23 protein-coding genes and 1 tRNA gene are annotated in these 24,248 nt (G+C 69.3%); 12 read left to right on the forward strand and 12 right to left on the reverse strand.

All coding sequences use genetic code 11. The features are described from left to right. Nucleotides 1–5: 5 nt before the first annotated feature. The 6 genes from ihfB (at nt 6) to ASF60_RS11175 (ending at nt 4,043) form a co-directional block, all read left to right on the forward strand. A complete protein-coding gene (gene ihfB, locus ASF60_RS11150) occupies nt 6–317 on the forward strand; it encodes an integration host factor subunit beta (protein WP_055959108.1) in 312 nt (103 codons plus the stop codon). Nucleotides 318–354: 37 nt separating this feature from the next. Further along, nucleotides 355–729 carry a LapA family protein gene (locus ASF60_RS11155; protein ID WP_056184423.1) on the forward strand — a complete coding sequence of 125 codons (375 nt, stop codon included), beginning with the start codon at nt 355–357 and terminating at the stop codon, nt 727–729. Between the two features lie 25 nt (nt 730–754). Beyond that, the gene (locus tag ASF60_RS11160; RefSeq protein WP_056184425.1) at nt 755–1,399 is read left to right on the forward strand and encodes a phosphoribosylanthranilate isomerase; all 645 of its coding nucleotides are present in this window, start codon (nt 755–757) and stop codon (nt 1,397–1,399) included. Nucleotides 1,400–1,598: 199 nt separating this feature from the next. Further along, entirely contained in the window at nt 1,599–2,840 is a 1,242-nt protein-coding gene (gene trpB / locus ASF60_RS11165) for a tryptophan synthase subunit beta (RefSeq protein ID WP_056184499.1), read from the forward strand. A gap of 111 nt (nt 2,841–2,951) precedes the next feature. After that, nucleotides 2,952–3,028, forward strand: a tRNA-Met gene (locus ASF60_RS11170). A 289-nt stretch (nt 3,029–3,317) separates the two neighbouring features. After that, nucleotides 3,318–4,043, forward strand: a complete 726-nt coding sequence (locus ASF60_RS11175) for a hypothetical protein (RefSeq protein WP_056184427.1) — start codon at nt 3,318–3,320, stop codon at nt 4,041–4,043. Here the strand turns inward: ASF60_RS11175 and ASF60_RS11180 are convergent. After that, entirely contained in the window at nt 3,953–4,474 is a 522-nt protein-coding gene (locus tag ASF60_RS11180) for a DUF1993 domain-containing protein (protein ID WP_056184429.1), read from the reverse strand. The genes ASF60_RS11175 and ASF60_RS11180 overlap by 91 nt on opposite strands. Nucleotides 4,475–4,864: 390 nt before the next feature. Between ASF60_RS11180 and ASF60_RS24365 the strand changes: the two genes are divergently transcribed. After that, nucleotides 4,865–5,275: a sigma factor gene (locus ASF60_RS24365; protein ID WP_244478396.1), complete on the forward strand. Its 411-nt coding sequence runs from the start codon at nt 4,865–4,867 to the stop codon at nt 5,273–5,275. 69 nt (nt 5,276–5,344) lie between these two features. On the opposite strand, the gene ASF60_RS24370 is transcribed toward ASF60_RS24365, so the two are convergent. From ASF60_RS24370 to ASF60_RS11200, 3 genes are read right to left on the reverse strand one after another with little or no spacing between them, the layout of a single operon-like run. Then, complete coding sequence (locus tag ASF60_RS24370) at nt 5,345–8,623, reverse strand: hypothetical protein (RefSeq protein WP_056184435.1); 3,279 nt, start codon at nt 8,621–8,623, stop codon at nt 5,345–5,347. Nucleotides 8,624–8,662: 39 nt separating this feature from the next. Further along, nucleotides 8,663–10,009: an HlyD family type I secretion periplasmic adaptor subunit gene (locus ASF60_RS11195; RefSeq protein ID WP_056184502.1), complete on the reverse strand. Its 1,347-nt coding sequence runs from the start codon at nt 10,007–10,009 to the stop codon at nt 8,663–8,665. A gap of 18 nt (nt 10,010–10,027) precedes the next feature. Then, nucleotides 10,028–11,794 carry a type I secretion system permease/ATPase gene (locus tag ASF60_RS11200; RefSeq protein ID WP_056184438.1) on the reverse strand — a complete coding sequence of 589 codons (1,767 nt, stop codon included), beginning with the start codon at nt 11,792–11,794 and terminating at the stop codon, nt 10,028–10,030. 460 nt (nt 11,795–12,254) lie between these two features. On the opposite strand from ASF60_RS11200, the gene ASF60_RS11205 reads away from it, so the two are divergent. Next, nucleotides 12,255–12,578 (forward strand): helix-turn-helix domain-containing protein, encoded by a 324-nt coding sequence (locus ASF60_RS11205; protein ID WP_056184440.1) that lies wholly within the window; start codon nt 12,255–12,257, stop codon nt 12,576–12,578. Nucleotides 12,579–12,663: 85 nt separating this feature from the next. Here the strand turns inward: ASF60_RS11205 and ASF60_RS11210 are convergent, their stop codons facing one another. Further along, nucleotides 12,664–12,882: a hypothetical protein gene (locus ASF60_RS11210; protein WP_200940953.1), complete on the reverse strand. Its 219-nt coding sequence runs from the start codon at nt 12,880–12,882 to the stop codon at nt 12,664–12,666. 281 nt (nt 12,883–13,163) lie between these two features. Between ASF60_RS11210 and ASF60_RS11215 the strand changes: the two genes are divergently transcribed. The 4 genes from ASF60_RS11215 (at nt 13,164) to ASF60_RS11230 (ending at nt 15,737) form a co-directional block, all read left to right on the forward strand. After that, entirely contained in the window at nt 13,164–13,832 is a 669-nt protein-coding gene (locus tag ASF60_RS11215) for a sigma-70 family RNA polymerase sigma factor (RefSeq protein WP_056184443.1), read from the forward strand. A 173-nt stretch (nt 13,833–14,005) separates the two neighbouring features. Next, nucleotides 14,006–14,668 carry a nitrile hydratase subunit alpha gene (nthA, locus tag ASF60_RS11220; RefSeq protein WP_056184444.1) on the forward strand — a complete coding sequence of 221 codons (663 nt, stop codon included), beginning with the start codon at nt 14,006–14,008 and terminating at the stop codon, nt 14,666–14,668. Then, nucleotides 14,665–15,342: a nitrile hydratase subunit beta gene (nthB, locus tag ASF60_RS11225; protein ID WP_056184447.1), complete on the forward strand. Its 678-nt coding sequence runs from the start codon at nt 14,665–14,667 to the stop codon at nt 15,340–15,342. Before nthA ends, nthB begins: the two co-directional genes overlap by 4 nt. Nucleotides 15,343–15,356: 14 nt before the next feature. Next, the gene (locus ASF60_RS11230) at nt 15,357–15,737 is read left to right on the forward strand and encodes a nitrile hydratase accessory protein (RefSeq protein WP_056184507.1); all 381 of its coding nucleotides are present in this window, start codon (nt 15,357–15,359) and stop codon (nt 15,735–15,737) included. A gap of 67 nt (nt 15,738–15,804) precedes the next feature. Here ASF60_RS11230 and ASF60_RS11235 read toward each other — a convergent pair whose 3' ends face one another. The 7 genes from ASF60_RS11235 to ASF60_RS11265 all read right to left on the reverse strand — a co-directional run bounded on the left by ASF60_RS11235 (nt 15,805) and on the right by ASF60_RS11265 (nt 24,083). Continuing rightward, on the reverse strand, nt 15,805–16,896 hold the full coding sequence (locus ASF60_RS11235; RefSeq protein ID WP_056184449.1) for a TRAP transporter substrate-binding protein: 1,092 nt from the start codon (nt 16,894–16,896) through the stop codon (nt 15,805–15,807). A 78-nt stretch (nt 16,897–16,974) separates the two neighbouring features. Beyond that, complete coding sequence (locus ASF60_RS11240; protein WP_056184452.1) at nt 16,975–18,858, reverse strand: TRAP transporter large permease; 1,884 nt, start codon at nt 18,856–18,858, stop codon at nt 16,975–16,977. Nucleotides 18,859–19,047: 189 nt separating this feature from the next. Beyond that, nucleotides 19,048–19,746: a TRAP transporter small permease subunit gene (locus ASF60_RS11245; RefSeq protein ID WP_082507878.1), complete on the reverse strand. Its 699-nt coding sequence runs from the start codon at nt 19,744–19,746 to the stop codon at nt 19,048–19,050. 118 nt (nt 19,747–19,864) lie between these two features. Beyond that, entirely contained in the window at nt 19,865–21,106 is a 1,242-nt protein-coding gene (nhaA, locus tag ASF60_RS11250) for a Na+/H+ antiporter NhaA (protein ID WP_056184454.1), read from the reverse strand. Between the two features lie 275 nt (nt 21,107–21,381). After that, on the reverse strand, nt 21,382–22,374 hold the full coding sequence (locus tag ASF60_RS11255) for a catalase family peroxidase (RefSeq protein ID WP_056184456.1): 993 nt from the start codon (nt 22,372–22,374) through the stop codon (nt 21,382–21,384). Between the two features lie 107 nt (nt 22,375–22,481). After that, nucleotides 22,482–23,345 carry an outer membrane protein gene (locus ASF60_RS11260; protein WP_056184458.1) on the reverse strand — a complete coding sequence of 288 codons (864 nt, stop codon included), beginning with the start codon at nt 23,343–23,345 and terminating at the stop codon, nt 22,482–22,484. Nucleotides 23,346–23,834: 489 nt separating this feature from the next. Then, complete coding sequence (locus tag ASF60_RS11265) at nt 23,835–24,083, reverse strand: hypothetical protein (RefSeq protein ID WP_056184460.1); 249 nt, start codon at nt 24,081–24,083, stop codon at nt 23,835–23,837. Nucleotides 24,084–24,248 lie beyond the last annotated feature (165 nt).

Raw genomic sequence — 24,248 nt, forward strand, 5'->3', positions numbered from 1 at the left:
CTCGCATGATCAAGTCGGAGCTCGTGCTCAAGATCGCCGAGCAGAACCCGCATCTCTACCAGCGCGACGTCGAGACCCTCGTGAACGCGATCCTCGATACCATCGCGGACGCGCTCGCCCGGGGCGACCGGGTCGAGCTGCGCGGCTTCGGTGCCTTCTCGGTCAAGCGCCGCGATGCGCGACGCGGGCGCAACCCGCGCACGGGTGCGGCCGTTGCCGTTTCCGAGAAGGCCATCCCGGTGTTCAAGACCGGAAAGGAGATGCGCCTGCGCCTCAACGAGGCCGGCATCGGGGACGGCGAGGCCGCCGCTTCCTGACCCGCCGCCCCGTCCCAACCGTTCGGAGTTCCTCTCGATGATCCGCTTCCTCAAGGGTTTGCTGCTGCTCCCCGTCGCCGTCCTGGTGGTGGCCTTCGCGGTGGCCAACCGCGACGTGGTGCGGGTGTCGTTTGATCCCGTCTCGCCCGACATGCCGGTGTTCAGCGCGGCGCTACCGCTCTACCTGCTGCTGTTCATCGCGGTGGCGATCGGCGTGCTCCTGGGCGGCTGCGGCGCCTGGCTCGGGCAGGCGGGCACCCGCCGCACCAGCGCCGCCCGCCGCCGCGAGATCCGCCGCCTGGAGAGCGAGACCGCGCGCCTCAAGACCTACGCCCCGCCGCCGACCAACGAGGGTCCGAACGGCATCTACCGCAACGCCTCCGACCGCGTCGCCCTGCCGGCGCCGCACTGAGGCCGAACCCCGGTTCCCCGCCCGCATGTCCGCCGTCGCGATCAAGATCTGCGGGCTCAGCACCCCGGCGACCCTCGACGCCGCCCTGGAGGCCGGGGCCGACCTCGTCGGCTTCGTGCACTTCCCCAAGAGCCCCCGCCACGTCGATCTCGAGACCGGCCGGGCCTTGTCCGCTCAGGCGAAGGGCCGGACCGAACGGGTGGTGCTCCTGGTCGACCCCGACGACGCCCTGGTGGCGGCCGCCGTCGCGGCCTTCGATCCGGACTGGATCCAGCTCCACGGCCGCGAGACGCCCGAGCGGGTCGCGGCCATCCGCGCCGCCACCGGCCGCCGGGTGATGCGGGCCATCGGCGTCGCCACCGCGGCGGATCTCGACGCCGTGGCGGCGCAGGCGCGCGCGGCCGACCGCATTCTCCTCGACGCCAAGGCGCCCCCCGGCGCCGACCTGCCCGGCGGGAACGGCCACGCCTTCGACTGGAGCCTGCTCGACGGGGCCACGCTGCCGGCGGGCTACATGCTCTCGGGCGGTCTCACGCCCGACACCGTGGCGGCCGCGCTCGTCCGCACGGGTGCCCGCGCCGTCGACGTTTCGTCGGGCGTCGAGATCCGGCCGGGCGAGAAATCGCCGGCCCGCATCGCCGCCTTCGTGGCGGCCGCCCGGAGTGCCTGACGCTCAGGCATCTTCGACGACTCGGCACTTCTGATCGTCGACGGCCTTGCAATCGGGTCGAAAAACCCTTGATTTCAAGGATCGACGTGTTGGCCGCATTGTCGCCGCCCCCCGCGCGGGTCTAGGCGTTGGCCAAACGCATCCGCCCGTCTCGCATGCATCCGTCCTGCATGCCTCCGTCACTCCGAGGATCATGCCCGTGACCATCGCTCCCCCTCCGAACTCGTTCCGCAACGGCCCGGACGAGCGCGGCCGCTTCGGTATCTTCGGCGGACGCTTCGTGGCCGAGACCCTGATGCCGCTGATCCTCGACCTGGAGGCCGCCTACACCGCCGCGAAGGCCGACCCGGCCTTCCAGGCGGAGATGAACAGCCATCTGACCCATTACGTCGGCCGGCCGAGCCCGCTCTACTACGCCGAGCGCATGACCGAGCACCTGCGCGCGCAGGCGGCCCCCGGACACGGGGCGAAGGTCTTCTTCAAGCGTGACGAGCTGAACCACACCGGCTCGCACAAGGTGAACAACGTGCTCGGCCAGATCATGCTGGCCCGCCGCATGGGCAAGCCGCGCATCATCGCGGAGACCGGCGCCGGCCAGCACGGCGTCGCCACCGCCACCCTGTGCGCCCGCTTCGGCCTGAAATGCGTGGTCTACATGGGGGCCGTCGACGTCGCGCGTCAGGCGCCCAATGTGTTCCGCATGAAGATGCTGGGCGCCGAGGTGGTGCCGGTGCAATCCGGCACCAAGACCCTGAAGGATGCGATGAACGAGGCCCTGCGCGACTGGGTCACGAACGTCGCCGACACCTTCTACTGCATCGGCACCGTGGCGGGCCCGCACCCGTATCCGGCGATGGTGCGCGACTTCCAGTCGATTATCGGCCGCGAGACCAAGACGCAGATGCTGGAGATGGAGGGCCGGCTGCCGGATTCCCTCGTCGCCTGCATCGGCGGCGGGTCCAACGCCATGGGCCTGTTCCACCCCTTCCTCGATGATCCCGAGGTCAAGATGTACGGCGTCGAGGCGGCCGGCCACGGCATCTCCAGCGGCCTGCACGCGGCCTCGCTCTCGGGCGGCAAGCCCGGCGTGCTCCACGGCAACCGCACGTACCTGCTGCAGGATGGCGACGGCCAGATCGCGGACGCGCACTCAATCTCGGCCGGCCTCGACTACCCGGGCATCGGCCCCGAGCACGCCTGGCTGCACGAGGCCGGCCGCGTCACCTACCTCTCGGCGACGGATCAGGAAGCCCTGGACGCCTTCAAGCTGTGTTCGATGCTGGAGGGCATCATCCCGGCCCTGGAGCCGGCCCACGCCCTCGCCAAGGTGCGGGAACTGGCACCGCAGCAGCCCGAGGATCACCTCCTGGTCGTCAACCTCTGCGGACGCGGCGACAAGGACATTCCCCAGGTCGCCGAAATCTTCGGGACCCGGCTCTGACGGGGCGACGGGACAGGCCATTTTCCCGGGGCCGACCCCGTTGACACCCCACGGCGGGGTTCCCTATACCGCCGATCTCATCGCGGCCCCGATCTTCGGCGGTCGCGGTCTGGCGGGGTAGCTCAGCTGGTTAGAGCAGAGGAATCATAATCCTTGTGTCGGCGGTTCAAATCCGTCCCTCGCTACCATGAATTTGGCCCGCCAAGTCAGTGACTTGGCGGGCTTTTTCATAGCCGCTCCACGTTCTCTTGCGCCCACTACCCGCAGTCCCGCGCCGCAGTCCCGCGCCGCAGTCCCGCGCCGCCGTCGCACGGCCTGCCCGGGCGGCCTCCGGGAGGGCGTGCCGGACAGGCCGTGAGGGGCGGGGGCCAGGGATTGAGGAACCAGGATCGAGGAACCAGGATCGAGGCTGTTCGGGGCGACCGGGTCACGCGATTTGATCCAGGGGGGTGCCCATGTCCACATGCCCATGTCCACATGCGCCGCACAAGCTCCGCAACACGCGACCGGCTGGAGACGACCGGGATCTTCGCTCAGCGCCAGACGACGCGACAGGTCGACCCCGGACAGGCGTTCGACTACTGGCGCAGCACGGCATCGGCATGGGTCGATGCCTCCGACACGGAAGATCTCGCGAGCTTCGCGGCCGACCGCCTCCTTGCCGTCTCGTCCCACGGCACGCTGATGCAGACCCGCAGCAGCGGCGTCCAGATCGAGCGGCACGACCGGCATGTCCGAGCCGACGGTCTCGACGACGTCTGCGTCAACCTGCTCGTAGCCGGGCGGGCGCATCATGAGCAGGGGACCTGCGGTGCGATCCTCGAAGCGGGAGACCTGGACTTCACGGCCCTCGACCGACCCTGCGTGTCCGGACTTCCGGGCGCCTACGAGGAGATCCGCCTGCACTTCCCGCGCGCCGTCTTCGGCTCCCACCTCGGAAGCGTCGGGCGCGTCGCCGGCCGCATGATCCGGGTCGGCGGCCCCCTCTCCGAACCGCTCGCCAGCGACCTGCGATCGTTCGCCGGTTCGATCGAGCGGCTACCGCGAGGCAGTTCGCCTCTGACCGGCGCCCATCCTCCCGGGGACCGAGGGAGGGGCGGGACCTCGCGCGCCTACGGCGCGGCCTTGATGTTCGGCGGCCCGAGATGCTGGAGAAAATCGGGCTTGCCGAGGCTCACCCCGGCGCTGCGGAGGATTCCGTAGGCGGTGGTGACGTGGAAGAAGAAGTTCGGAAGCGCGAACCCGGTGAGATAGGCCTGCCCCGTGAAGCGGTATCCCGTGCCGTTCGGGAATGTCAGCTCGACCGTGCGGTCCGCGCCCGACGCCAGCGCCGCCGGGTCGATGCTCTCGACGAAGGCGATGGTCCTGGCGCAGCGTGCCTTGAGTTCGGCGAAACTAGCCTCGGTGTCCGGCATCGCGGGCGCCGAAATTCCGGCCAGCCGCGCCACGGCGTTCTTCGCGCTGTCGGAGGCCATCTGATACTGCGCCGGCAAGGCCCGCATGTCGGGTGCGAGCCGCCCGAGGAGTAGCTCGGCCTCCGGCTTTTCCGAGGCCGCCTTGTCGAGCCACGCGCTCATGCTGCGAAGCGCATTGACGAAGATCGGGACGCTGACGTCGTGGATGCTGATGCTCATCCGGGATGGCTACGGCATCCGCTCCAACGGACGCGGTGAGCGCGCGCACATGCCGTGAGCGGCCGCACATGCCGTGAGCGGCCGCGTTGACCGTTGGAGAACCCGGAAGCGCCCGCATCGCCCGTCGACGGCGCACCTGTCGACGAAGCTCGGGCCGCAGCCTGAACCGAGCGCCGCACCGGAGACCTCCTGCCGTTCGGATGCCCCCTGACCGCCCAAGGCCTTGGGCCTTGGGCCTTGGGCCTTGGGCCTTGGGCCTTGGGCCTTGGGCCTTGGGCCTTGGGCCTTGGGCCTTGATAGCCATACAGCGAACATCTATTATAAACTTACTGTACGATGGATCGGGAACGATGGAGTACCGGGTCGGCCATGGCGTCCCAATCGGATCCTTTGTCCGAATCTCCCGGTGAAGCCTCCGCGGCGCGCCTCCAGGACGAGCCGGACCGCCGGCCGCCCCTCCGTGCGGGTCTGCGCCTGGGTCTGGGCGCCGGTTTACGCCGGCTCTATGCGACCGATTTCGGCGTCCGGATGCCGGACGATCTCCAGGCCCGCGTATCCCGGCTGACGACCGCCCTGGACGCGTACGACCGGCAGCAGCCGGACACCTTCCGCCACGACCTTCTCGCACTCCTTCCGGATCTCCGGCGCTTCGCCCATGCGCTGGCGAGAGGGACCGGTGGGGCGGAAGCCCTCGTGCAGGAGACGCTCCTGAAGGCTTGGCAGGACCAGGACCGTTTTCCGCCCGGCACCGACCTGAAAGCCTGGGCCATCACCCTCATGCGCGACCAGCATCGCAGCTGACGCGGCGCGGAGCACGGCACCACGCCCCTTGTCGGAAGCGGCTGAGGCGACGGTGTCCCACCGTTCCGGTCAGGTGTGGAAATCCAGGTGGTGCGCCCCACCGTGATCCTGAATGCCCACCAGCCCGATCTTGGCGTGTCCGAGATCGTCCGGTGGCGCGTGGCCCAATGCCGGCGACGGCGCATCCGGGCTCGGGGCGGAAAACACCAGGTTGCCGCCGTCATCGACGCTGGCGGCGAGCGGCTTCGGGGGATTCGCGTCCTTGAGGTGAGACGCCTGATCCTGGGCCGCCGCGTCGCCGGGGCTGTGGGCTGCCGTGTTGCCGGTGTCTTGCGCCAGCACCTTGCCGGTGTCTTGCACCGGCACCTTGCCGGTGTCTTGGGCCGCCGCGTCGCCGGGGCTGTGGGCTGCCGTGTTGCCGGTGTCGTGCCCCGGTGCCTTGCCGGTGTCTTCTTGTGCCGATGACCTGGGGCTTGCAGGTTCGGGCGCGGGGTCCGCGGCGGCCGGCTGGTCCGGAGCCGTCCCCGATGCGCCCTGGCCGTGTCCGTCGATCGCCGAAGATCTCGCCACGGGGTGCGGAGCCCCCCGGTCGGCAGCCGTGTCGCCGGTTCCCGTGAGGGTGGCATCCTGCGCCGCGCCGGCGCCCGAGCCCGAATCGTCGAGGTGACCGGGTGCCTTGGCGCTGGCGCCCGGCGCCTGACCCGCCGGAGCCGGCGGTGTGGGTCCCGTCTCCGAAGCGAGTTCTGCCTCCGGAGCGAAATGCGCGGACGCGGCCTCCGACGGCATCGTCCTCGGTGTGGCCGCGTGGCTGTGGCCGTGCGCGGCAAGGTCGTCTTGGGTCGAAGCCGCCCCCTCGTCGGCGCCGTGCCCGGCGGCGGGTGACGCCGTGGCGAAAGCCGGATCGGCCTTCGGAGCCTCGGCGCCTCTCGCTGCAGCCTCCGAATGGCCGGACGGACCGGCGGGGGCCGGGTGGTCGCCATCCGATCCACGCGACGATTCCGCCGATGCGTGCGAAGCGCCTGCCGAAGCGTGAGAAGACCCCGCCGATGCATGCAAAGATGCTGCGGATGCGTACGAAGACTCCGCCGGTGCGTGCGAAGATGCCGTGCCGTCCGCCATCGTCCCGGTATGCCGCTCCTCCGGGTCGCCGGTCGCGGAACCGGCCGATGACGAGTCCGACCCAGCCGATTTGACCTTGGCGTGCGACGACGCTTCGGCAGCCATCGGTGCGGCGTGGCTGCCAGAGGGGTGTGCATCCGCTCGCTCGCCCTTGGCAGAATTGGCGGTCGCGGCGTCGGCGGCCGCTCCGGTCTCGGCCTGCGCGTGGGCCGCCCCGGCCGAACCGGGTGCACCGCGCGATGGCGCCTCGGACCCGGTGCTGGCGTGCGCCTCCGACCCGCGCAGCGTCACGCCGTCCGGGTCGCCATCGCCGGCACTGCCAGCCTGGGCCCGGCCAGCCTCGGCCCGGCCATTGCCGGAAGCGCCACGCTCGGACGCTCCGCCGCCCGCGCTGCGGGCGGACCCGGCTTGGCCTTCGCTTTGGCCTTGGCCCGCCTCGGCGGATGTCCGATCACCCGTGTCGGGTTGGGCGTACGATCCGGTCTCCGACTCGGCTGCCGAGGCGGCCTGCCTGTGGCTTGGGTCCTGGGCAATGTGCTTGTCGGAGGCGGCGTTCCGCTCGGCGCTCGAACCCGCTTCGGCGGTCTTCGACAATGCGGCGTCGGGCGTATCTCGGTCGCCGGAGGATGAGGATGAGGACGAGGAGGGTGCCTTGGAACCCGCCTGCTGCGACGACCCGGACGAGCCGTTATCGCGGTCCGGCGAATGAGGGCTGTCGGCGGTCGGGGCGGACCGACCCGTGTCCGCGTTTTTCTGTCCCCGCCCTGCGGCGGCCGGGTCGGTCGCGCTGCCCGTCTCCGACGCGGTGCCCCGCTTGTCCGAGGCTTCGCCGCGATGCTCCGAGTCCGCGCCACGGCTGTCCAAGCCGGCGCCACGGCTGTCCGAGTCTTCGCCTCGGCTGTCCGAGCCGGAGCCTCGCTTCTCCGATGACCCATCGGAGCGGCCCGACTCGCCCCGTTCGGTCTGCGCGGCCACGGACTGGGAAGATACGGACTGGGAAGATACGGACTGGGAAGAAGCGGTCTCGGAGCGATCCGGGCCTCTGCCCGTCGCGGCCTTAGGCGCCGACGCGGATTTAGCCGGAGCGTAGCCCTCGTGCGTCGCCGTCTCCAGCGAGAAGACCGGCCCGGTTCCCGGTTCCGCTCCGGCGGCCGCCGCCGGGGCGCCGGCGGCCCCCTCCGAGGCCGGTCCCGGCGCGCCCGACGTCGCGGTGCGGTGCGCCGCATCCGCCTCGGTCGCACCGGAAGACGCCTTGGTCTCGGCCTGTAGCGACGTCCGCGACGCGTCGCCGGCCGGCGCGGCCTGTCGTCGGGCCAGGCCATCCGCCTCGCGGCCCAGATCCTGGCCAAAGTCCCGGCCGAACTGGGGGCCCGGGGCTTTCGCCAGCTCCGGCAGATCCTGGTGGCGCCCGGGGGCGCCGCCGGCCTCGACGGCCGCCACAGGGGAGCCGCTGCCCGAGGGTCCGCCCGCGCGCGCGGGAAGCGGTCCGCCCGAGGTCGCGGCCCGTCCGGCTTCGTCGGCCACAGGACCCTGAAGCGACTCGCCGCGGCTTCCGAACCCGGGAGCGCCGTCCGCCGACGCTCCGGAGAGGAGATCCGGGCCGGTGCGGGCCTCGGCGGAATCCGGAGTGAACGCGTTGGCGGCGAAGATCATGGCCGAGAGCAGGATGGCGTCGGCGTGCTTGCGATGGCCGTCCCGCTCCTCGGAAGTCCCGGTTCGCGTCACGTCCGGCGAGCCGAGATGCGCGTCGGGTCCCGCGCTCCCGGCCGGTGCGAGGCCCGGGAGGGGGGCTGGCCCCTCGCTCGCGAAGGCGTCGTCCGGCGACAGGCTCAAGGCCGCGGCCGCGACCAGCGCGGCGAGCAGGGCGGCCGGATGGACGGCGAGGCGGGTGCCATCGCCGGCCCTCGGGATCGGCAGAAGCTCGGGATGACGCTGGGCGACGTGATTGATGAGGGCGCGGAAATCCCGCCCGCGCGCGAGACCGTCGAGGGCCTCCGAGGCAATCAGGTAGCTGCCGTCGATCCGGGCGAAATGCATGATTTCGTCGCCGTCCGGGCGGCAGAAGACGAACCAGGGATCGCCCTCGTCGCTCAGGCCCTGCTCGCTGGCGATGGACAGGCCGGCCCGCAGGAGCGCCGCCTCGACCCGGTAGAACTCCGCGAGTTCCTGCTGCGACCAGCCGCCCCGGCGCGTCGAAGCCGGCGGGAACAACGAGATGACCGCACTCATCGGGACCTCACCTGCGCGCACGTCACCATCAACCCGATCCTATCGTTCATGGAAGGCGCGTCCCACTGCGTCGAAGAAGGGCGCGAGAAGGTAGTCGAGCGCCGTGCGCTCGCCCGCCGAGACGACGATCTCGGCGGGAAGGCCCGCGATCAGGCGCGGGCGCACGTCGTCCGGCAGCGCCCGGTCGTCGATCTCGATGGTGCCGGCGAAATAGGCCTGCTTCGTCCGGTCGTCGATCAGACGGTCGCGGGAGACGGTGGTCAGGCTTCCGAAGATCGCCGGCATCCGGCGGCTCTGGAAGGCCGGGAACTTGATCTCCGCCCGCATTCCCGCATGGACGGATTCGAGGTCGTTCGGCGCGAACTGGACGCTGACCACCAGTCGGTCGCTCGTGGGCACGATCTCCATCAGGGGCTCGCCCGAGCGGATCACCTGCCCGATCGTGTAGACCTTCAGGTCCTGGATCACACCGGGGGAGGGCGCGCGAACCTCGTGCCGGCGCAGGACGTCCTGCGCCACGACCAGCTTCTCGCGCAGCTCGACGATCTTCTGGCGCGTCTCGAGCAGCTGGGCCGTCAGGTTCTCCTGGCGCTTCTGCCGAAGCTGCGCGGCCTGCATCCCGGCCTCGTTGATGCCGTTCCGGGCTTTCGCCGTCTCCGCGACCGAGCGCCCGATCACGCCTTCGAGACGCGTCCGCTCACGCTCCATCATCAGGACGCGCGAGAGCGGGATCAGGTCCTTCTCGCGCAGGCTGCGCAGGCCTTCCAATTCCTGCCGGATCAGGGCGACCTGCTGCTCGACCGCGGATTTCTCGACGGCGAGGCCTGAAATCTCCGTGTTCAGCTGCGTGACCTTGGCCTCGGTGAGCGAGAGCTGGAGCTGGAACGAGGCCTGCCGCTCCGCGAGCTGGCTGGCCTGGTCGGCGATCATGTGGGCGATGGGACCGTCCGTCCGCCGCTCCAGGATCTCGGGGGGCAGCGCCGGCTCGGCGGCCTGGTCCTGCTCGGCCCGAAGCCGGGCCTCCAGGATCAGGGCGGCATCGAGCTGGCTGCGGAACAGGTCCGCGCTGGCACGGGATTGCAGCGGGTCGACGCGCAGGAGGATATCACCGGCCCGGACCGCCTGCCCGTCCTTCGCCAGAACCGCCTGGACGATCCCGCCCTCGAAATGCTGGACGCTCTTGCGGCTGCCCTCGGCGACGATCACCCCGGGGCTGATGACGGCCCGGTCGAGCCGCACGAAGGCCGCCCAGGTCCCGACGACGCCGAAGGTCAGGAGGATGAGGGTGTAACCGGCCGCCGCGTACCAGCGCCAGTCGGTCATCCCGGCCGGATTGCGGGCGCGGGCCGGGGACACGAGCACGGGGTCTGCGAGCGGGGTCGTCATCCGGGCCTCGGCCATCGCTCACCCCGCATTCCGCTGCGCGTCGAGGGCGCGACACGGTTCGGGCAGCGCGGCACTGCCGGATGCCGGCACCCGGGTGGGCACCGCGCGCGGACCGGCGATCTGCCCGAGGACCTGTTCGGCCGGTCCGAAGGTCTGCACGGTGCCGCCATTCAGCACCAGCACCCGATCGGCGTTCGTCAGAAGGCTGAGCTTGTGGGTCACGATCACGATGGTGGTCCCGGCCGCCTTCAGGTCCGCCACGGCCCGCATCAGCGCGACCTCGCCCGACTGGTCGAGGCTCGCATTGGGCTCGTCGAGAACGATCAGGCTCGGGTCGCCGTACATCGCGCGGGCCAGGGCGATGCGCTGGCGCTGGCCGCCCGACAATCCGTGTCCCCCCTGTCCGATCACCGTGTTGTACCCGTCGGGAAGCGCCTGGATCAGCTCATGGCAACCGGCGCGCTGAGCCACCGCCAGGATCGCCGCATCGTCGCCGGCATCGAAGCGCGCGATGTTCTGCGCCACCGTTCCCTCGAACAACTCCACGTCCTGCGGCAGGTATCCGACGTGGCGGCCGAGTTCCTGCTGGTCCCAATGGCGCAGGTCCGAGCCGTCGATGCGCACGCTGCCGGCGAGGAGGGGCCAGAGGCCCGTGATCGCCCTGACGAGGGTGGATTTGCCCGCCGCGCTGGGGCCGATGATGCCGACGACGCTGCCGGCCTCGAAGGTGAAGGCCACCTCGCTCAGGATCGGCCGGGAGGCGCCCGGTGCCGCCACGGACAGGGCGGTGGCCTCGATGAATCCGCGCGGGCGCGGCAGGGCGAGGCGGCGCGGCTCGGGGCCGGCCACGGCGAGCAGGGCGGCGAGGCGGCGGTAGCTGGCCCGGGCGCCCGTGAAGCTCTTCCAGTTGCCGACCACCCCCTCGATCGGCGTGAGGGCGCGGCCGATGATGATCGAGGCGGCGATCATCGATCCCGCCGTGATCTCCCGGTGAATGGCGAGGTAGGCGCCGGCGCCGAGGACCAGCATCTGCAGAAGCAGGCGGATGAACTTCGTTGCCGCGATGATGATGCCGGCCCGGTCGCTCGCCCGGGCCTGGAGCCTCAGCACCTCGTCGTGGCGGGAGCGCCAGAGGGTGCGCATGGCGGCGAGCATGCCCATCGCCTGCAGCACCTCCCCGTTCCGGAAGGTCGCCCCGGCCTGCTGACCAGCGACGCGGGACACCTGGTTGGCGGATTGGAGAGGGCGTCGCGTGGCGACCTCGTTGAGCAGCGTCAGCGCCAGGATGGTGCCGCCGCCGACGAAGGCCATCCAGCCGAACCAGGGATGCAGGGCGAAGCAGGCGACGAGGAAGATCGGCGTCCAGGGCAGGTCGCAGAAGGCCAGGATGCCGCTCCCGGTCAGGAATTCGCGCAGGATGTCGACGTCCCGCAAGGCGGTCTCGTGCTGGGCGCCCGGCCTCAGCAAGGTCCCGCGATGGGCCGCATCGAAGATCTGGTTCGCGATCTGCTGATCGAAGATCATGCCGCCCCGCACGAGCAGGCGCGACCGCAGCATCTCCAACGCCGCGTAGACGGCCAGGCCGAAGGCGGCGATCAGCGTGATGCCGGCGAGCGTCGTCTCGTTGCGGCTGGGCAGCACGCGGTCGTAGATCTGAAGCATGTAGAGCGGGCTGACGAAGAGCAGCAGGTTGATGAAGAAGCCGAACAGCACGGCCGTCGCCAGCACCGGTCGCATCGCCCGGAGGCCGTTGCCCAGAATCGATCGCACCGCGTCATCGCTCATCGCGCGCGCTCACCGGGCGGGAAGCGACGACGGGAGCGGGCCGCCGAGAAATTTGGCGAAGACGTTTCGCAACGACAGCGACGGTGAACACTTCCGAGCCCGAGTTCTGCACAGGACGCTCCACACTCGGCCGACGTATCCCGCTCAGCAAAGCCGGGTCCTTCGTCAGCGCACCCTGGGACTGCATCCGGTGCATCGACTCCGTCTCTACGCCAGGTCCGAGTGCGAACGCTTGAGCGGACCATAGCGCAGACTGGAATCTTTCCAAGCACCTTGCCGGAAAACCGGTATTTTGCCCAGGAACCCGTTGCGCGTCCACGAACCCGCCCGGCGTACGGGCGGCGGCGGTTTTCGGCCAACAGCGTTAACGTCTGGACTTCGCGGCCGGTGTTCACCTATATGAACTTCACTGTACAAGCTGAGCGTCGCTCAGCCGTCGCATCCGGGAAGGCCGCCTCTCGTGTACGCTCATCACCAACGCCTGGATTCCGAGGGCGTGCTGGAACTGCGCCGGGAGGGTGGGCGCTATCTCAAGGAGCTGCGCGAGGCGCGCGGCCTGTCACAGCGGCAGCTCGCGAACCTCGTCGGCGCCGAGTACTACACCTTCATCTCCCAGCTCGAGACGGGGCGTGGACGGATTCCGCCCGATCGCTACCGCGCCTGGGCCGAAGCGCTCGACGTCGATCCCAAGGACCTCGTCCAGAGCCTGATGCGGTTCTATGATCCGATTACCTACGGGATCCTGTTCCAGAGCGACGAGACGGCCGGGCCAGCGGACGCCTGAGGCATCCCGGCCTGCGGCCCTCCGGGGCGCACCGGACCTCGCGCCAGTTCGGCGCTTAAGACAGGGCCTCGCTTGAGCCAGCCCCTCAGCTGTCTCTATCGTTCGCCGGGTGGACGGCGTTCGAAACCACCCCGGGGGTCTCGATCGATGCGGTGTCGGCCGGTGAGACCGGGGCACCGATTGCCGCCATCAGCGCCCGGAGATCTTCGATCCATTGATCGATCTCGGCGCGTGAGGCACTGCCGGCACGCCGGAAGACCTTGCCCGGGTCGAGCGTGACGACGACATCGAACAGGCCGTCCAACCTGTCCTCGATCCGGTAGGACACACCGCGTGGCATGCGCGAGCCATAAGCCACGCGCCCTGAGGTGGAAAGGGGCGCATCGGCACAGGGGCAGCGGGACCGACCCAGGTCGCAGGCGGTTCCTCCTGGTCGATTCCGGACCAAGTCCGATCTTGAGAGTTGCCTGAGAGTGCCATATTGTATTCACTGTACACCCCGGGAGGGTGTCGCGGGCGGCAGAGGAGAAGGCCATGGTGCCAGGTGGTGAGAGGCCCTCGGGTCGGAAGGTCGTAGCGTGCCGGATGGATGCCGTGTCCGACACCCGGCCCGGCCTGCCCCCGGCCTTGCGCGACCACCTGAGCCGCGAGTTGCAGACCTTCTACGCTGCCAGCCTGGACGACGCGCCGCCCCAGCGCCTCCTCGACCTCATCGACCAGCTCCAGGCGACTCTGTCTCGGCAGAGTCCGGCCGCGACCTCCACCTTCCGCGACGACCTGATCGCCGCGCTTCCGGGCCTGCGCGCCTTCGCCAAGTCGCTGGCGGTGCAGCCATCCAGGGCCGACGATCTCGTGCAGGAGACGGTGCTGAAGGCGTGGACGCACCAACACCGCTTTCAGCCCGGCACCAATTTCACGGCGTGGCTGTTCACCATCCTGCGCAACCAGTTCTACACCGAATGCCGCAAGGCCCGGCGCGAGGTCGAGGATGCCGATGGGGCCGCGGCCGCCCAGATGATCGCGCTGCCCTCCCAGGAGCACGGCATCGAGTTGCAGAAGGTCTGGTCCGTCCTCACCAAGCTGCCGCCCGTGCAGCGCGAGGCCCTGCTGCTCGTGGCAGGCCAGGGCCTGACCTACGAGGCCGCGGCCACCCTCGTGGGCACGCAGACCGGCACCATGAAGAGCCGGGTCAGCCGCGCGCGCGCCTTCCTGGCCGGTTCGCTCGGCCTGTCGGAGGAGCGGCTCTCGGCCTGAGCGCCTCGGCGATCGTTGCCGGGCTCGCCACGGGCGGGACAGCGCGCGAACCCGGGAGGCGCCGATCGTGGAGTGCGCATGACGGGCGTGGATCATGACGGTCGCGGATCATGACGGTCGCGGATCATGACGGTCGCGGATTCTGCCCGTAAGGTGCAGCCCGGAGATTGAGCATGGCGCAAACCCACGATCACGATGCCCACCCGCATTCGGACCACTCTCAGGGAGACCACCCGCATGCGGCCCATCACGGAAGCGCGCTTTCGCCGATGGAGCTGCGGGTGCGCGCTCTCGAATCCGTCCTCGTGGAAAAGGGCTACGTCGACCCGGCCGCCCTCGATGCGCTGATCGAGACCTACGAGACCCAGGTCGGCCCGCATAACGGCGCCCGCGTGGTGGCGCGGGCCTGGGTCGATCCCGACTTTCGGGCGCGCCTGCTCGCGGATGCCACCCCGGCGATGCGCGAACTCGGCGTCGGCGGGCGCGGCGGCGAGCACATGGTGGTGGTCGCCAACACGCCCGAGACGCACAACCTCGTCGTCTGCACCCTGTGCTCCTGCTATCCCTGGCCGGTGCTCGGCCTGCCGCCGGTCTGGTACAAGTCGCCGCCCTACCGCGCGCGGGCCGTGATCGAGCCTCGTGCGGTGCTCGCCGAGTTCGGCCTGACCCTGCCCGCCGGCCAGCGCATCCGGGTCTGGGATTCCACCGCCGAGCTTCGCTACATGGTGCTGCCGATGCGCCCTGCCGGGACGGAAGCCCTCGACGAGGCGGCGCTCGCGGCCCTCGTCACCCGGGATGCGATGATCGGCACCGGCCTGCCGGAGGTGGGCGCATGAACGGGGGCCAGGATCTCGGCGGCCTCCACGGGTTCGGTCCCGTGGCGGCCGAAGCGGACGAGCCGCGCTTCCATGCCCCCTGGGAGAAGCGGGTCTTCGGCCTCGCGATGGCCATGGGCTTCTGCCGCGCCTGGACCCTCGATGCGAGCCGGTCCGCCCGCGAGGCGCTGCCGCCGGGCGAATACCTCACCTCCAGCTATTACGCGATCTGGCTCAAGGCCCTGGAGCGCCAGGTCCAGGCCCACGGCCTCGCCACGGCGAAGGAACTGTCCACCGGCACGATCACGACGCCGGCCGCCCCGGTCGAGCGCGTGCTTCGGGGACCCGAGGTGGCGCCGCTCTTCGGGCGCGGCTTCCCGAGCGACCGGCCGGTTCCCGAGCCCGCGCGCTTCTCGGTGGGCGACCGCGTCCGCGCCCGGAACTTCCATCCGGTCGGACATACGCGCCTGCCGCGCTACGTGCGGGGCCGACTCGGGACCGTCGAAACGGTGCATGGCGGCTTCGTCTTTCCCGACACGAACGCGCGGCTCGCCGGCGAGGCGCCGCAATGGCTCTACACCGTCCGGTTCTCCGGCCGCGAGCTGTGGGGAGATCAAGCCGAAGCCGGCCACGCCGTCTCGGTGAACGCGTTCGAGAGCTACCTGGAACCCGTCGCTTCGGAGCCGACCGCATGAGGGATGCCGACCGCATGAGGGGTCCCGACCGGATCCCCCTGGACGACGCGGCCGCCCCGGTCTTCGCCGAGCCCTGGGAGGCTCAGGCCTTCGCCCTCGTGGTGGCGCTTCACGATCGCGGGCTGTTCGACTGGACGGAATGGGCCGAGGCCCTGGGGGCAGAGACGCGGCGGACCGGGCAGGGGGCGGATTATGCCGCCTGGCTCGCGACCCTCGAGGGCCTGCTCGCGGCGCGCGGGATCGCCGCGCCCGAACGCCTCGCGGAGCGCCGGGACGCCTTCGCACGGGCCGCCGCCGCCACCCCGCACGGCGAGCCGATCCGTCTGGCGAACGATCCCCGCGCCGCTGCGGCGCAGGATCGTGAGGTTGGAGTGGCGAAGCGTCCCGGGTCCTGACCGGAGGATCAGGACCCGGGACAACTCGATCGCTGCGTCGCGATGGGCGCGTCGGCCCGATCCGGGGTCAGTTCTTGGTTCGGTTCCGGATCATGAATCCGTCATAGGTATACTCGGCGACCTGGAACCAGAGATATTCCTCGCCGCGGAAGGCGCGCAGGCTGTCGATGCCTTTCTTGAAGTCCGGGTTCTTTGCGGAGATCTCGGCGTAGACCTCGTTGGTCGCTTTCAGGGCGGCTTCCATGATCTCGTTCGAATAGGGCCGCAATTGCGCCCCCGTGCCGATGAGGCGGCGCAGAGCGGCCGGGTTCCTGGCGTCGTACTTGGCCAGCATGTCGACATTGGCCGCCATGGCGGCGGCCTGAAGAATGGCCTGGTAGTTCTTCGGCAGGCTCTCCCACTTGGCCTTGTTGATGTAGAAATGCAGCGTCAAGCCACCTTCCCACCAGCCCGGGTAGTAGTAGAACGGCGCCACCTTGTTGAAGCCGAGCTTCTCGTCGTCGTAGGGGCCGATCCACTCGGCGGCATCGATGGTTCCACGCTCCAGTGCCGGGTAGATGTCGCCGCCCGCGACCTGCTGCGGAACCGCGCCGAGCTTGGCCATGACCTGTCCGGCGATGCCGGCGATGCGCATCTTCAGGCCCTGCAGGTCGGCGACCGTCTTGACCTCCTTGCGGAACCAGCCGCCCATCTGCGTGCCGGTGTTGCCGCCGGGCAGCGCGTAGATATTCTGCTTGGCCATGAACTCGTTGACGATCTCATTGCCGCCGCCGTGGTAGAGCCAGGCGTTCTGCTGGCGGCTGTTCAGGCCGAACGGAACGGCGGCGCCGATGGCGAAGGTCGGATCCTTGCCGACATAGTAATACCCGGCGGTATGGACCATCTCGACGGTGCCGTTGCTGACCGCATCCGCGGCCTGGAAGGTCCCGACGATCTCGCCCGCGGCGAAGGGCTGGATCACGAACTTGCCGTCGGTGGCATCCGAGACGAACTTCGCGAGCACGTCGGCCGCGCCGTAGATCGTGTCGAGGGATTTCGGGAAGCCGGAACTCAGGCGCCAGCGCACCTCCGGCGCCGACTGGGCGATGGCAGGTGCGGCGACCGTGCCCGCGGCGACCGCACCGAGCCCGGCATTCTTCAGGAATTCGCGTCTCTTCATGGTTTCCTCCGTGTGTTTCCGGGTCGCACTCTGTGAACGCGGGTGCGGTTCTCCGAACCGATCAGCCTGCGGGCCTGCTCACTCGATCTTCGGGGGGCCCAGATCGATCGGCGGCGCATCGTCGCCAGAGCCGGCGCCCAGTCCCTGCAGGTTGTCGAGCTGCTGCTGAACCGCAGCGGGATCCACCTTGGTGCCGCTCGACTTGTAGTGCGTCACCATGCCGGGGAAGAGGATGACCAGGGCGACCATGATGCACTGGATGATCACGAACGGGATCGCCCCGTAATAGATCTGCCCGGTGGTGATCGGCTCCATGCGCTTGCCGGTGACGCGGTCGAGGTAGGGCACCTTGGCGGCGACCGAGCGCAGGTAGAACAGGGCGAAGCCGAAGGGCGGATGCATGAAGCTGGTCTGCATGTTCACCCCGAGCATCACCCCGAGCCAGATCAGGTCGATGCCGAGCTTGTCCGCCGCCGGCCCGATCAGCGGGATGATGATGAAGGCCAGCTCGAAGAAGTCGAGGAAGAAGGCCAGCAGGAAGATCAGGATATTGACGAAGATCAGGAATCCGATCTGGCCGCCGGGCAGGCTGGTGAGCAGGTGCTCGACCCAGACGTGCCCGTTGACGCCGTAGAAGGTCAGCGAGAACACGCGCGCGCCGATCAGGATGAACAGCACGAAGGTCGAGAGCTTGGCCGTCGATTCCGTCGCCTGCTTCACGAGACCGACGTTCAGGCGCGCCGGGTTGCGGTCGAGGACCCGCTTGATGCCGGCGAGCACCAGGGAGCCGAGCGCCCCCATGGCGCCGCCCTCGGTCGGCGTCGCGATGCCGATGAAGATCGTCCCCAGCACGAGGAAGATCAGCAGCAGCGGCGGCACCATCACGAAGGTGACCTGCTGGGCCATGCGCGAGATCAGGCGCAGGCCGGTCAGGCGCTCGACCAGCCCGACGACCAGGGCATAGAGCGCGCCCGCCGCGGCCAGTTCGGCGAGCAGGCCCCAGGTGCCGCCATCGATGGCACGGAGATAGAGGCTGAGCGCGACGAGACCCGCGGCCAGGAGCCCGGAGGGGACGATGCGCTGCGCGCCGAGGAAGCGGTTCATCACTGCGCAGACCAGGGCGACCACGGTGGCGATGCAGATCGTCAGGATGACGTAATCGGCTCCGCCCTTGGTGCCGGTCTGGGTCATCACCGCCATGCCGATCGCGGCGGAGAACAGGACCAGGACCCCCAGCTGCCAGACGCCGCGGGCGCCGTTCTCCTCCCGGAAGCCGATCGCGTCCTTGGGCAGGCCGGGGGCGGCCTTGGGCCAGATCAGGGTGACCAGGAGGACGTAGCCGGCATACATGGCCGAGAGGATGAGACCGGGGACGAAGGCGCCCTCGTACATGTCGCCCACCGAGCGGCCGAGCTGGTCGGCCATGACGATCAGCACCAGGGAGGGCGGGATGATCTGCGCCAGCGTGCCCGAGGCCGCGATCACGCCGGTGGCGAGGCGCCGGTCGTAGCCGTAGCGCAGCATGATCGGCAGCGAGATCAGCCCCATGGAGATCACCGAGGCCGCGACCACGCCGGTGGTGGCGGCCAGCAGCGCGCCGACGAAGATCACCGCGTAGGCGAGACCGCCGCGGATGGTCCCGAACAATTGCCCGATGGTGTCGAGAAGGTCCTCGGCCATACCGGAGCGTTCCAGCACCAGCCCCATGAAGGTGAAGAACGGGACCGCGAGCAGCACCTCGTTCGACATGACTCCGAACACACGTTCCGGCAGGGCCTGCAGCAACGGCCAGGACAGGCTGATCGTGTCCGGTGCGTAGGGCGCGAGTTCGACGGCGACCACGAAGAACAGCAGGCCGTTGGCGGCGAGCGCGAAGGCGACCGGGTAGCCGAGGAGCAGGAACACGACGAGCGTCGCGAACATGATCGGCGCGAGGTTGTGGGCGATCAACTCGGCGAACATCGGACCTTGGTGGGTGCGAGGACTGGGGTGGGTGCCAGGACTGGGGTGGGTGCCAGGACTGGGGTGGGTGCGAGGACTGGGGTGGGTGCGAGGACTGGGGTGGGTGCGAGGACTGGGGTGGGTGCGAGGACTGGGGTGGGTGCCAGGACTGGGATGCGTGTGAGGACTGGGGGCCGGGGTGTCGGTCGGTCAGGCCTTCGGCGAGGGCTTCGGCACGGACTTGGACGCAGGCTTCGGCACGGACTTGGACGCAAGGTTCGGTGCAGGCTTCGGACCCGCCTGCGGATCGGCCGCGAAGGCGGCCTTTGCCGGCTCGCCCGCGAGTTCCGCCACGAGGCGCTCGGCCTCGGATTCCGCGGCGGCGTGGTGGCCGCCCGCGTTCGTCCTATCCTCGATCCGCCCGGACAGGATCAGCAGGCGCTTGATCAGCTCCGAGAGCCATTGCAGTCCGAGCAGGACGAAGCCCAGGAGAATCAGGCCCTTGGCCGGCCAGATCAGCAGGCCGCCGGCATTGGTCGAGACCTCGGCGGAGTTAAAGGAATTCAGGAAGAACGGCGTCGTCAGCCAGATCATCACCGCCAGGAACGGCAGCAGGAAGAACAGGTGCCCGAACACGTCGACGAGGTCGCGCCCGCGCTTCGACAGGCGGCTCGAGACGATGTCGATGCGGATGTGTTCGTTGTCCTTGAGCGTCCAGGCGGCGCACAGCATGAACACGGCGCCGAACAGGTACCACTGCAATTCGAGCCAGGCGTTGGAGGAGGTGCCGAACAGCTTGCGCACGATCGCGTTCAGAGTGGACACGATCACCGCAGCCACGATCGCCCATGCGGCGAGCTTGCCGATGCGCTCGTTCAGCGCGTCGATCCAGTGGCTCAAGCGGAGCATGGGCGTCCTCCTCGTGGGGTCATTGTTCGACGCCCTTACGTCTGCTTCCTAGCGCGAAGCTGGGCCGAGTTCAGCACGCGATGAGAGATTTTACAGTCTTTGTTACATGCGCCCGCGTCTAAACCGCGGCCTCGCGCGTCCCGGCATCCGAATCGCGACGGGCATGGGCCGCGAGGATGAGGACGAGGGCCCCGGTAAGCATGCAGGCGCCCGAGCCGAGCAGGACGCCGATCTTCGTCTCGGCCTCCAGTTCGGGTCGGCCGGCAAACGCCAGCAGGCCGACGAACAGGCTCATGGTGAAGCCGACGCCGCACAGGAGCGACAACCCATAGATCTGCCACCAGCCGGCATGGGCCGGGCGCTGCGCCAGACCGAGCTTGACCGCGGCGAGGATCGCCCCGAACACGCCGGCCTGCTTGCCGACGAACAGGCCCAGGGCCACGCCGAGCGTCACCGGATCGAGCAGCATCCCGGCCGACATGCCCGCGAACGAGACGCCCGCATTGGCGAAGCCGAACAGCGGCAGCACGAGGTAGGCGGACCACGGGTGGATGGCGTGTTCCAGCGTGTGCAGAGGCGAGGTCGGATCGTCCGGCTCGCCGAGGCTGAGGCGCAGCGGAATCGTCAGGGCCAGCAGCACCCCCGCGATGGTGGCATGGATGCCGGACTTCAGCACCAGGAACCACAGCACGGCGCCAAGGACGAGATAGGGCGTCAGGCGGCTCACCCCGGCCTTGTTCATCCCGAACAGCACGGCGAACACGAGTGCCGCGCCGCCCAGCATCGGCAGCGACAGGTCGGCGGTGTAGAACGCCGCGATGATGAGGACCGCCCCGAGGTCGTCGATGATGGCGAGCGCGGTCAGGAAGATCTTGAGCGAGACGGGCACGCGCGATCCCAGCAGGGCGAGCACGCCGAGCGCGAAGGCGATGTCGGTGGCGGTCGGGATCGCCCAGCCGCGCAGAGTCTCGGGCGAGTGCCGGTTGACCGCGACGTAGACCAGGGCCGGGGCGACCATGCCGCCCAGCGCGGCAATGCCGGGCAGGATGCGGTCCGGCCAGGTCCGCAGGCGCCCGTCGAGAACCTCACGCTTGATCTCCAGGCCGACCAGCAGGAAGAACAGCGCCATCAGGCCGTCATTGACCCAGTGCAGCACGCTGAGGCCGCCGACATAGGTCTTGAGGACGGCGAAGTACGCGTCGGACCAGCCGGAATTCGCGATGGCGAGGGCCAGGGCCGCGCTCGCCATCAGGATCATCCCGCCGCTGGCTTCACTGGTCAGGAAGCTGCGCAGGACCGAGGCGGGGCGAAAGCGACGCGGCGCCGGCAGAGGCGTGGGTAGGGGCGCGGGCAGGGACATGGGCGCAGGTCTCCGTCGCTGGCGGCCCGACCAGCGCTGAAGCCTGCGGGTCCGACCCTCCGGACCCTGCACCCGAAGGGTTCTATGGCATCGGCAGACCGTATCCCGCAACCCGTCGCGCCCATCGACCACGCGGATGCGCAGGCCCGGCATCCCGGGCGCCCGAAAAGAGCGGGCGACCCGACGCTGCGGTGAAGGCGACTCTCGGCTGCCGAAGCTTGGAGGGCCATTCGCGGCGGGCGCGTCTCTGGATACCGGTCTCGCGAGGCCGGATCTCAGTTCGTGCGCCGCGACAGCGAGATCGCGTAGGCCGGCGAGCGGATGGCGAACATCGGGTCGTCGGCGGGGCCGGCCACGCCCGCGGGCAGATCGACCACCGGATCGAAGGTGGCCCCGTCGCAGGTCGCCGCCGGCTCCAGGGCGGCGATCGACAGGGTGCCGAGCTTGACCGACTTCCGATCCGCCTCCGGCCATTGTGCCGTCGGGTCGGCGGTCGGGTCGCCGGCCTCGCCGAGGACGGCCACAAGGTCGAAGCTGGCCGGCCCCTGTGCGAGACGCTCCTTCAGTTCGTCGGCGTAGAAGGCGTCGGGCTTGGCCTTGGCCTCGTCGTCGGAGAGGCCGAGCTGGCCGGCGGTCGCCACGGTCTTCAGCTTGGCCACGGTCGCCGTCCCCTTGGCGTCGGTGAGCGTGTAGGCGTGGACGCCCCAGTAATCGACCCCGGCATAGCTCGCCGGCACCGGGCGCGCGTTCAACCAGGCAGCCTGGCGGGTCGTCTCGGGGTTGGCCGCCGCGAACGCCTTGATTTTGTCGGCATCCGGTTTGCCATCCGGCCCGGGCGCCCGCACGGTGGCGAAATCGAGCAGTTGCTGCGGGGTCTTCGTGCCGAAGACCGGCGCCGAGATGAACACGAACACCATGTCGCCCGACGGGTCGCCGATCCGCATGGAGAAGCCGCGCGTCACCGGCTTGGCCTTGTCCGACACCTTCGGGTTGCTACCCCCCATAGAGAAGCGGGCCGTCACCGGCAGGGGCTTCCCGGTGCCGTCCTTGCTGAAGTGTGGGGCCTTGGACAGGCCCGACGCCTCCGCCGAGGGCGTGAAGCTGCCTCGGACGCACACGCCCTTGGCTCCGCTTCCGCGCACGTTCGGCTGGTTGCCGCCGGCCTTGAAGAGGGCATCCACGATGGCCTGCGTCTCGGGTTCGGCGACCGCAGTCGTTGCCCAGGCGAGACCGGCGACGCAGCCGAGACGGAACAGGTTCGATGTCATCGTATCGCCAGCCTCGCAGGAACGATTGGTCTCGGGGAGAGCCGGAGCGGGCCTCCAAGGGCCAACCCTGGAAGGATCAGCTCTCGGCGGCCCGCTCGGATGAGGGCCTAGAAGCCGCTGAACTTGTAGTTCAGACCGGCGCGGACGATGTTGCCCTCCGTCGTGAAGCGGCTGGTGTAGGAGCCGTTGACGGGCGCTGCGCCGGTGAAATTGACCAGCACGTTCCGTGAGCCGAGATCGTAGCGCAGGTACTCGACCTTCATCGTCACGGCGCTCGACCGGAAGACATTGAACATGCTGTCGGTCGCGAGCGCGTATTCGATGCCGCCGCCATAGGTGTAGCCGGTCTCGATGTCGCTGAAGGTGCCGGCATAGGCCAGGGGACGGGCCGCGGCGTTGCCGAAGAACTGCGCGTCGTAGCTCACGTTGCCGTAGGCGAAGCCGCCGGTTCCATAGATCATGAACCGGTCGAAGGCGTAGCCGACGCGACCGCGCACGGTACCGAGGAAATCGAGGCTCTGACGGAAGGTCGAGGGATCGTTGAGGGCGCTCAGGTACGAGCGGGTGCGGGACAGGTCGGTGTAGGCCGCATCCGCCTCAAGACCGATGACGAAGCCCGAGCCGGGCGTCAGCTGGACATTATAGCCAACCTGTCCGCCGCCCGTGAAGCCCTCCTGCTCCGAGCGAATCGCCGGCGTGCGGCGCAGGGAGGCTACGTTGCCGACCGTGCTGGTGTTGAAGGGGGCCGCGACGGGCGCAGCGCCGGGACCATTGTTGCCGATCGTCCGGACGGTCTGATCCTCGGAGAAGGCGTAGCCGGCATTGATGCCGAAATAGGCGCCGGTCCAGGTGAACACCGGAAGGGGCGTGAACACCGGCGGGGGTGCCTCCCGGCGAGGAAGATCGGCGGCCGCGGCAGCGCTGGTGAGAAGCGCAGCGGCACTGCCGGCAAGGAGCAGCGTCTTGAGCATCGCGAGGGCTTTCCTATTCAGGACGTCCGGGCTGGCAGGACGGCGCCCGACCAAACCCGACATACCTTTCACCCGAAGAGCCTGCATAGATCTGACGACGCCTATCGCGGCGACTTACCAGTCAATCGCACGCTTTCGCTAGTGATCGTGGTTTAGGCGCAACATAAAACCGTGCTTACGATCCGGCATGACATTTTCGTGAAGCGGGATTAAATCCCGAAGTCTATCCGCAGACGGACCGAATAGGGTTTGCGTCCCCTCGTCGCTCTGACAGATGCTTCTCAAACCTGTCCGGGAAAGATCAGACCGAGTGCAGCGGGAGGTTGATCAGGATGGATCGACCCGCGTCGGCTCTCTCCCGGGACGGCGGCCGGGCGTGCCTTGTCCGGATGCGCTCGACTGCTCTGCCCCCTCGAACATCGCCCACGCGAAGACTGGCAGGACCATCGCGCGGGGCCCTGGACGATCGCCCAGGGCCCCGGCGCCGCCTCAGCCCTTCTTCTTGTAGGCCTGGATCGCGTTCTGGCATCCCGGCGACAGCTTCGACATGTTCTTCTGGAAACAGGCCTGGGTCTCGGGACCATCCTCGGGCGGCAGCCCGGCACAGAAGGTGGTGAAGTCGCCGGCGCATTGCTGCTGCAGCACGGCCTTATCCTCGGCGCCCATCGGTGCAGCCATTGCGGTACCGGTAGCAGCGGCCACCAGGACCAAGCTCAACCCGAAACGTCCCATCGTCATCTGCTCCCACGACCTCGACCGATGCGGGTCGGAGGCGAGAACGCCGGCGCAGCGATAACCGTTGCACGTTCGGGCAGGAAGGGGAGGGGATGGAGCAAAAACCCGTACGTTCCCGAGGGTGAAGTAACGGACGGACCGGTCAGGCAAAGGTTGCCCGCACCGCCG

It is taken from the genome of Methylobacterium sp. Leaf113, from assembly GCF_001423325.1.
Classification (GTDB): domain Bacteria; phylum Pseudomonadota; class Alphaproteobacteria; order Rhizobiales; family Beijerinckiaceae; genus Methylobacterium.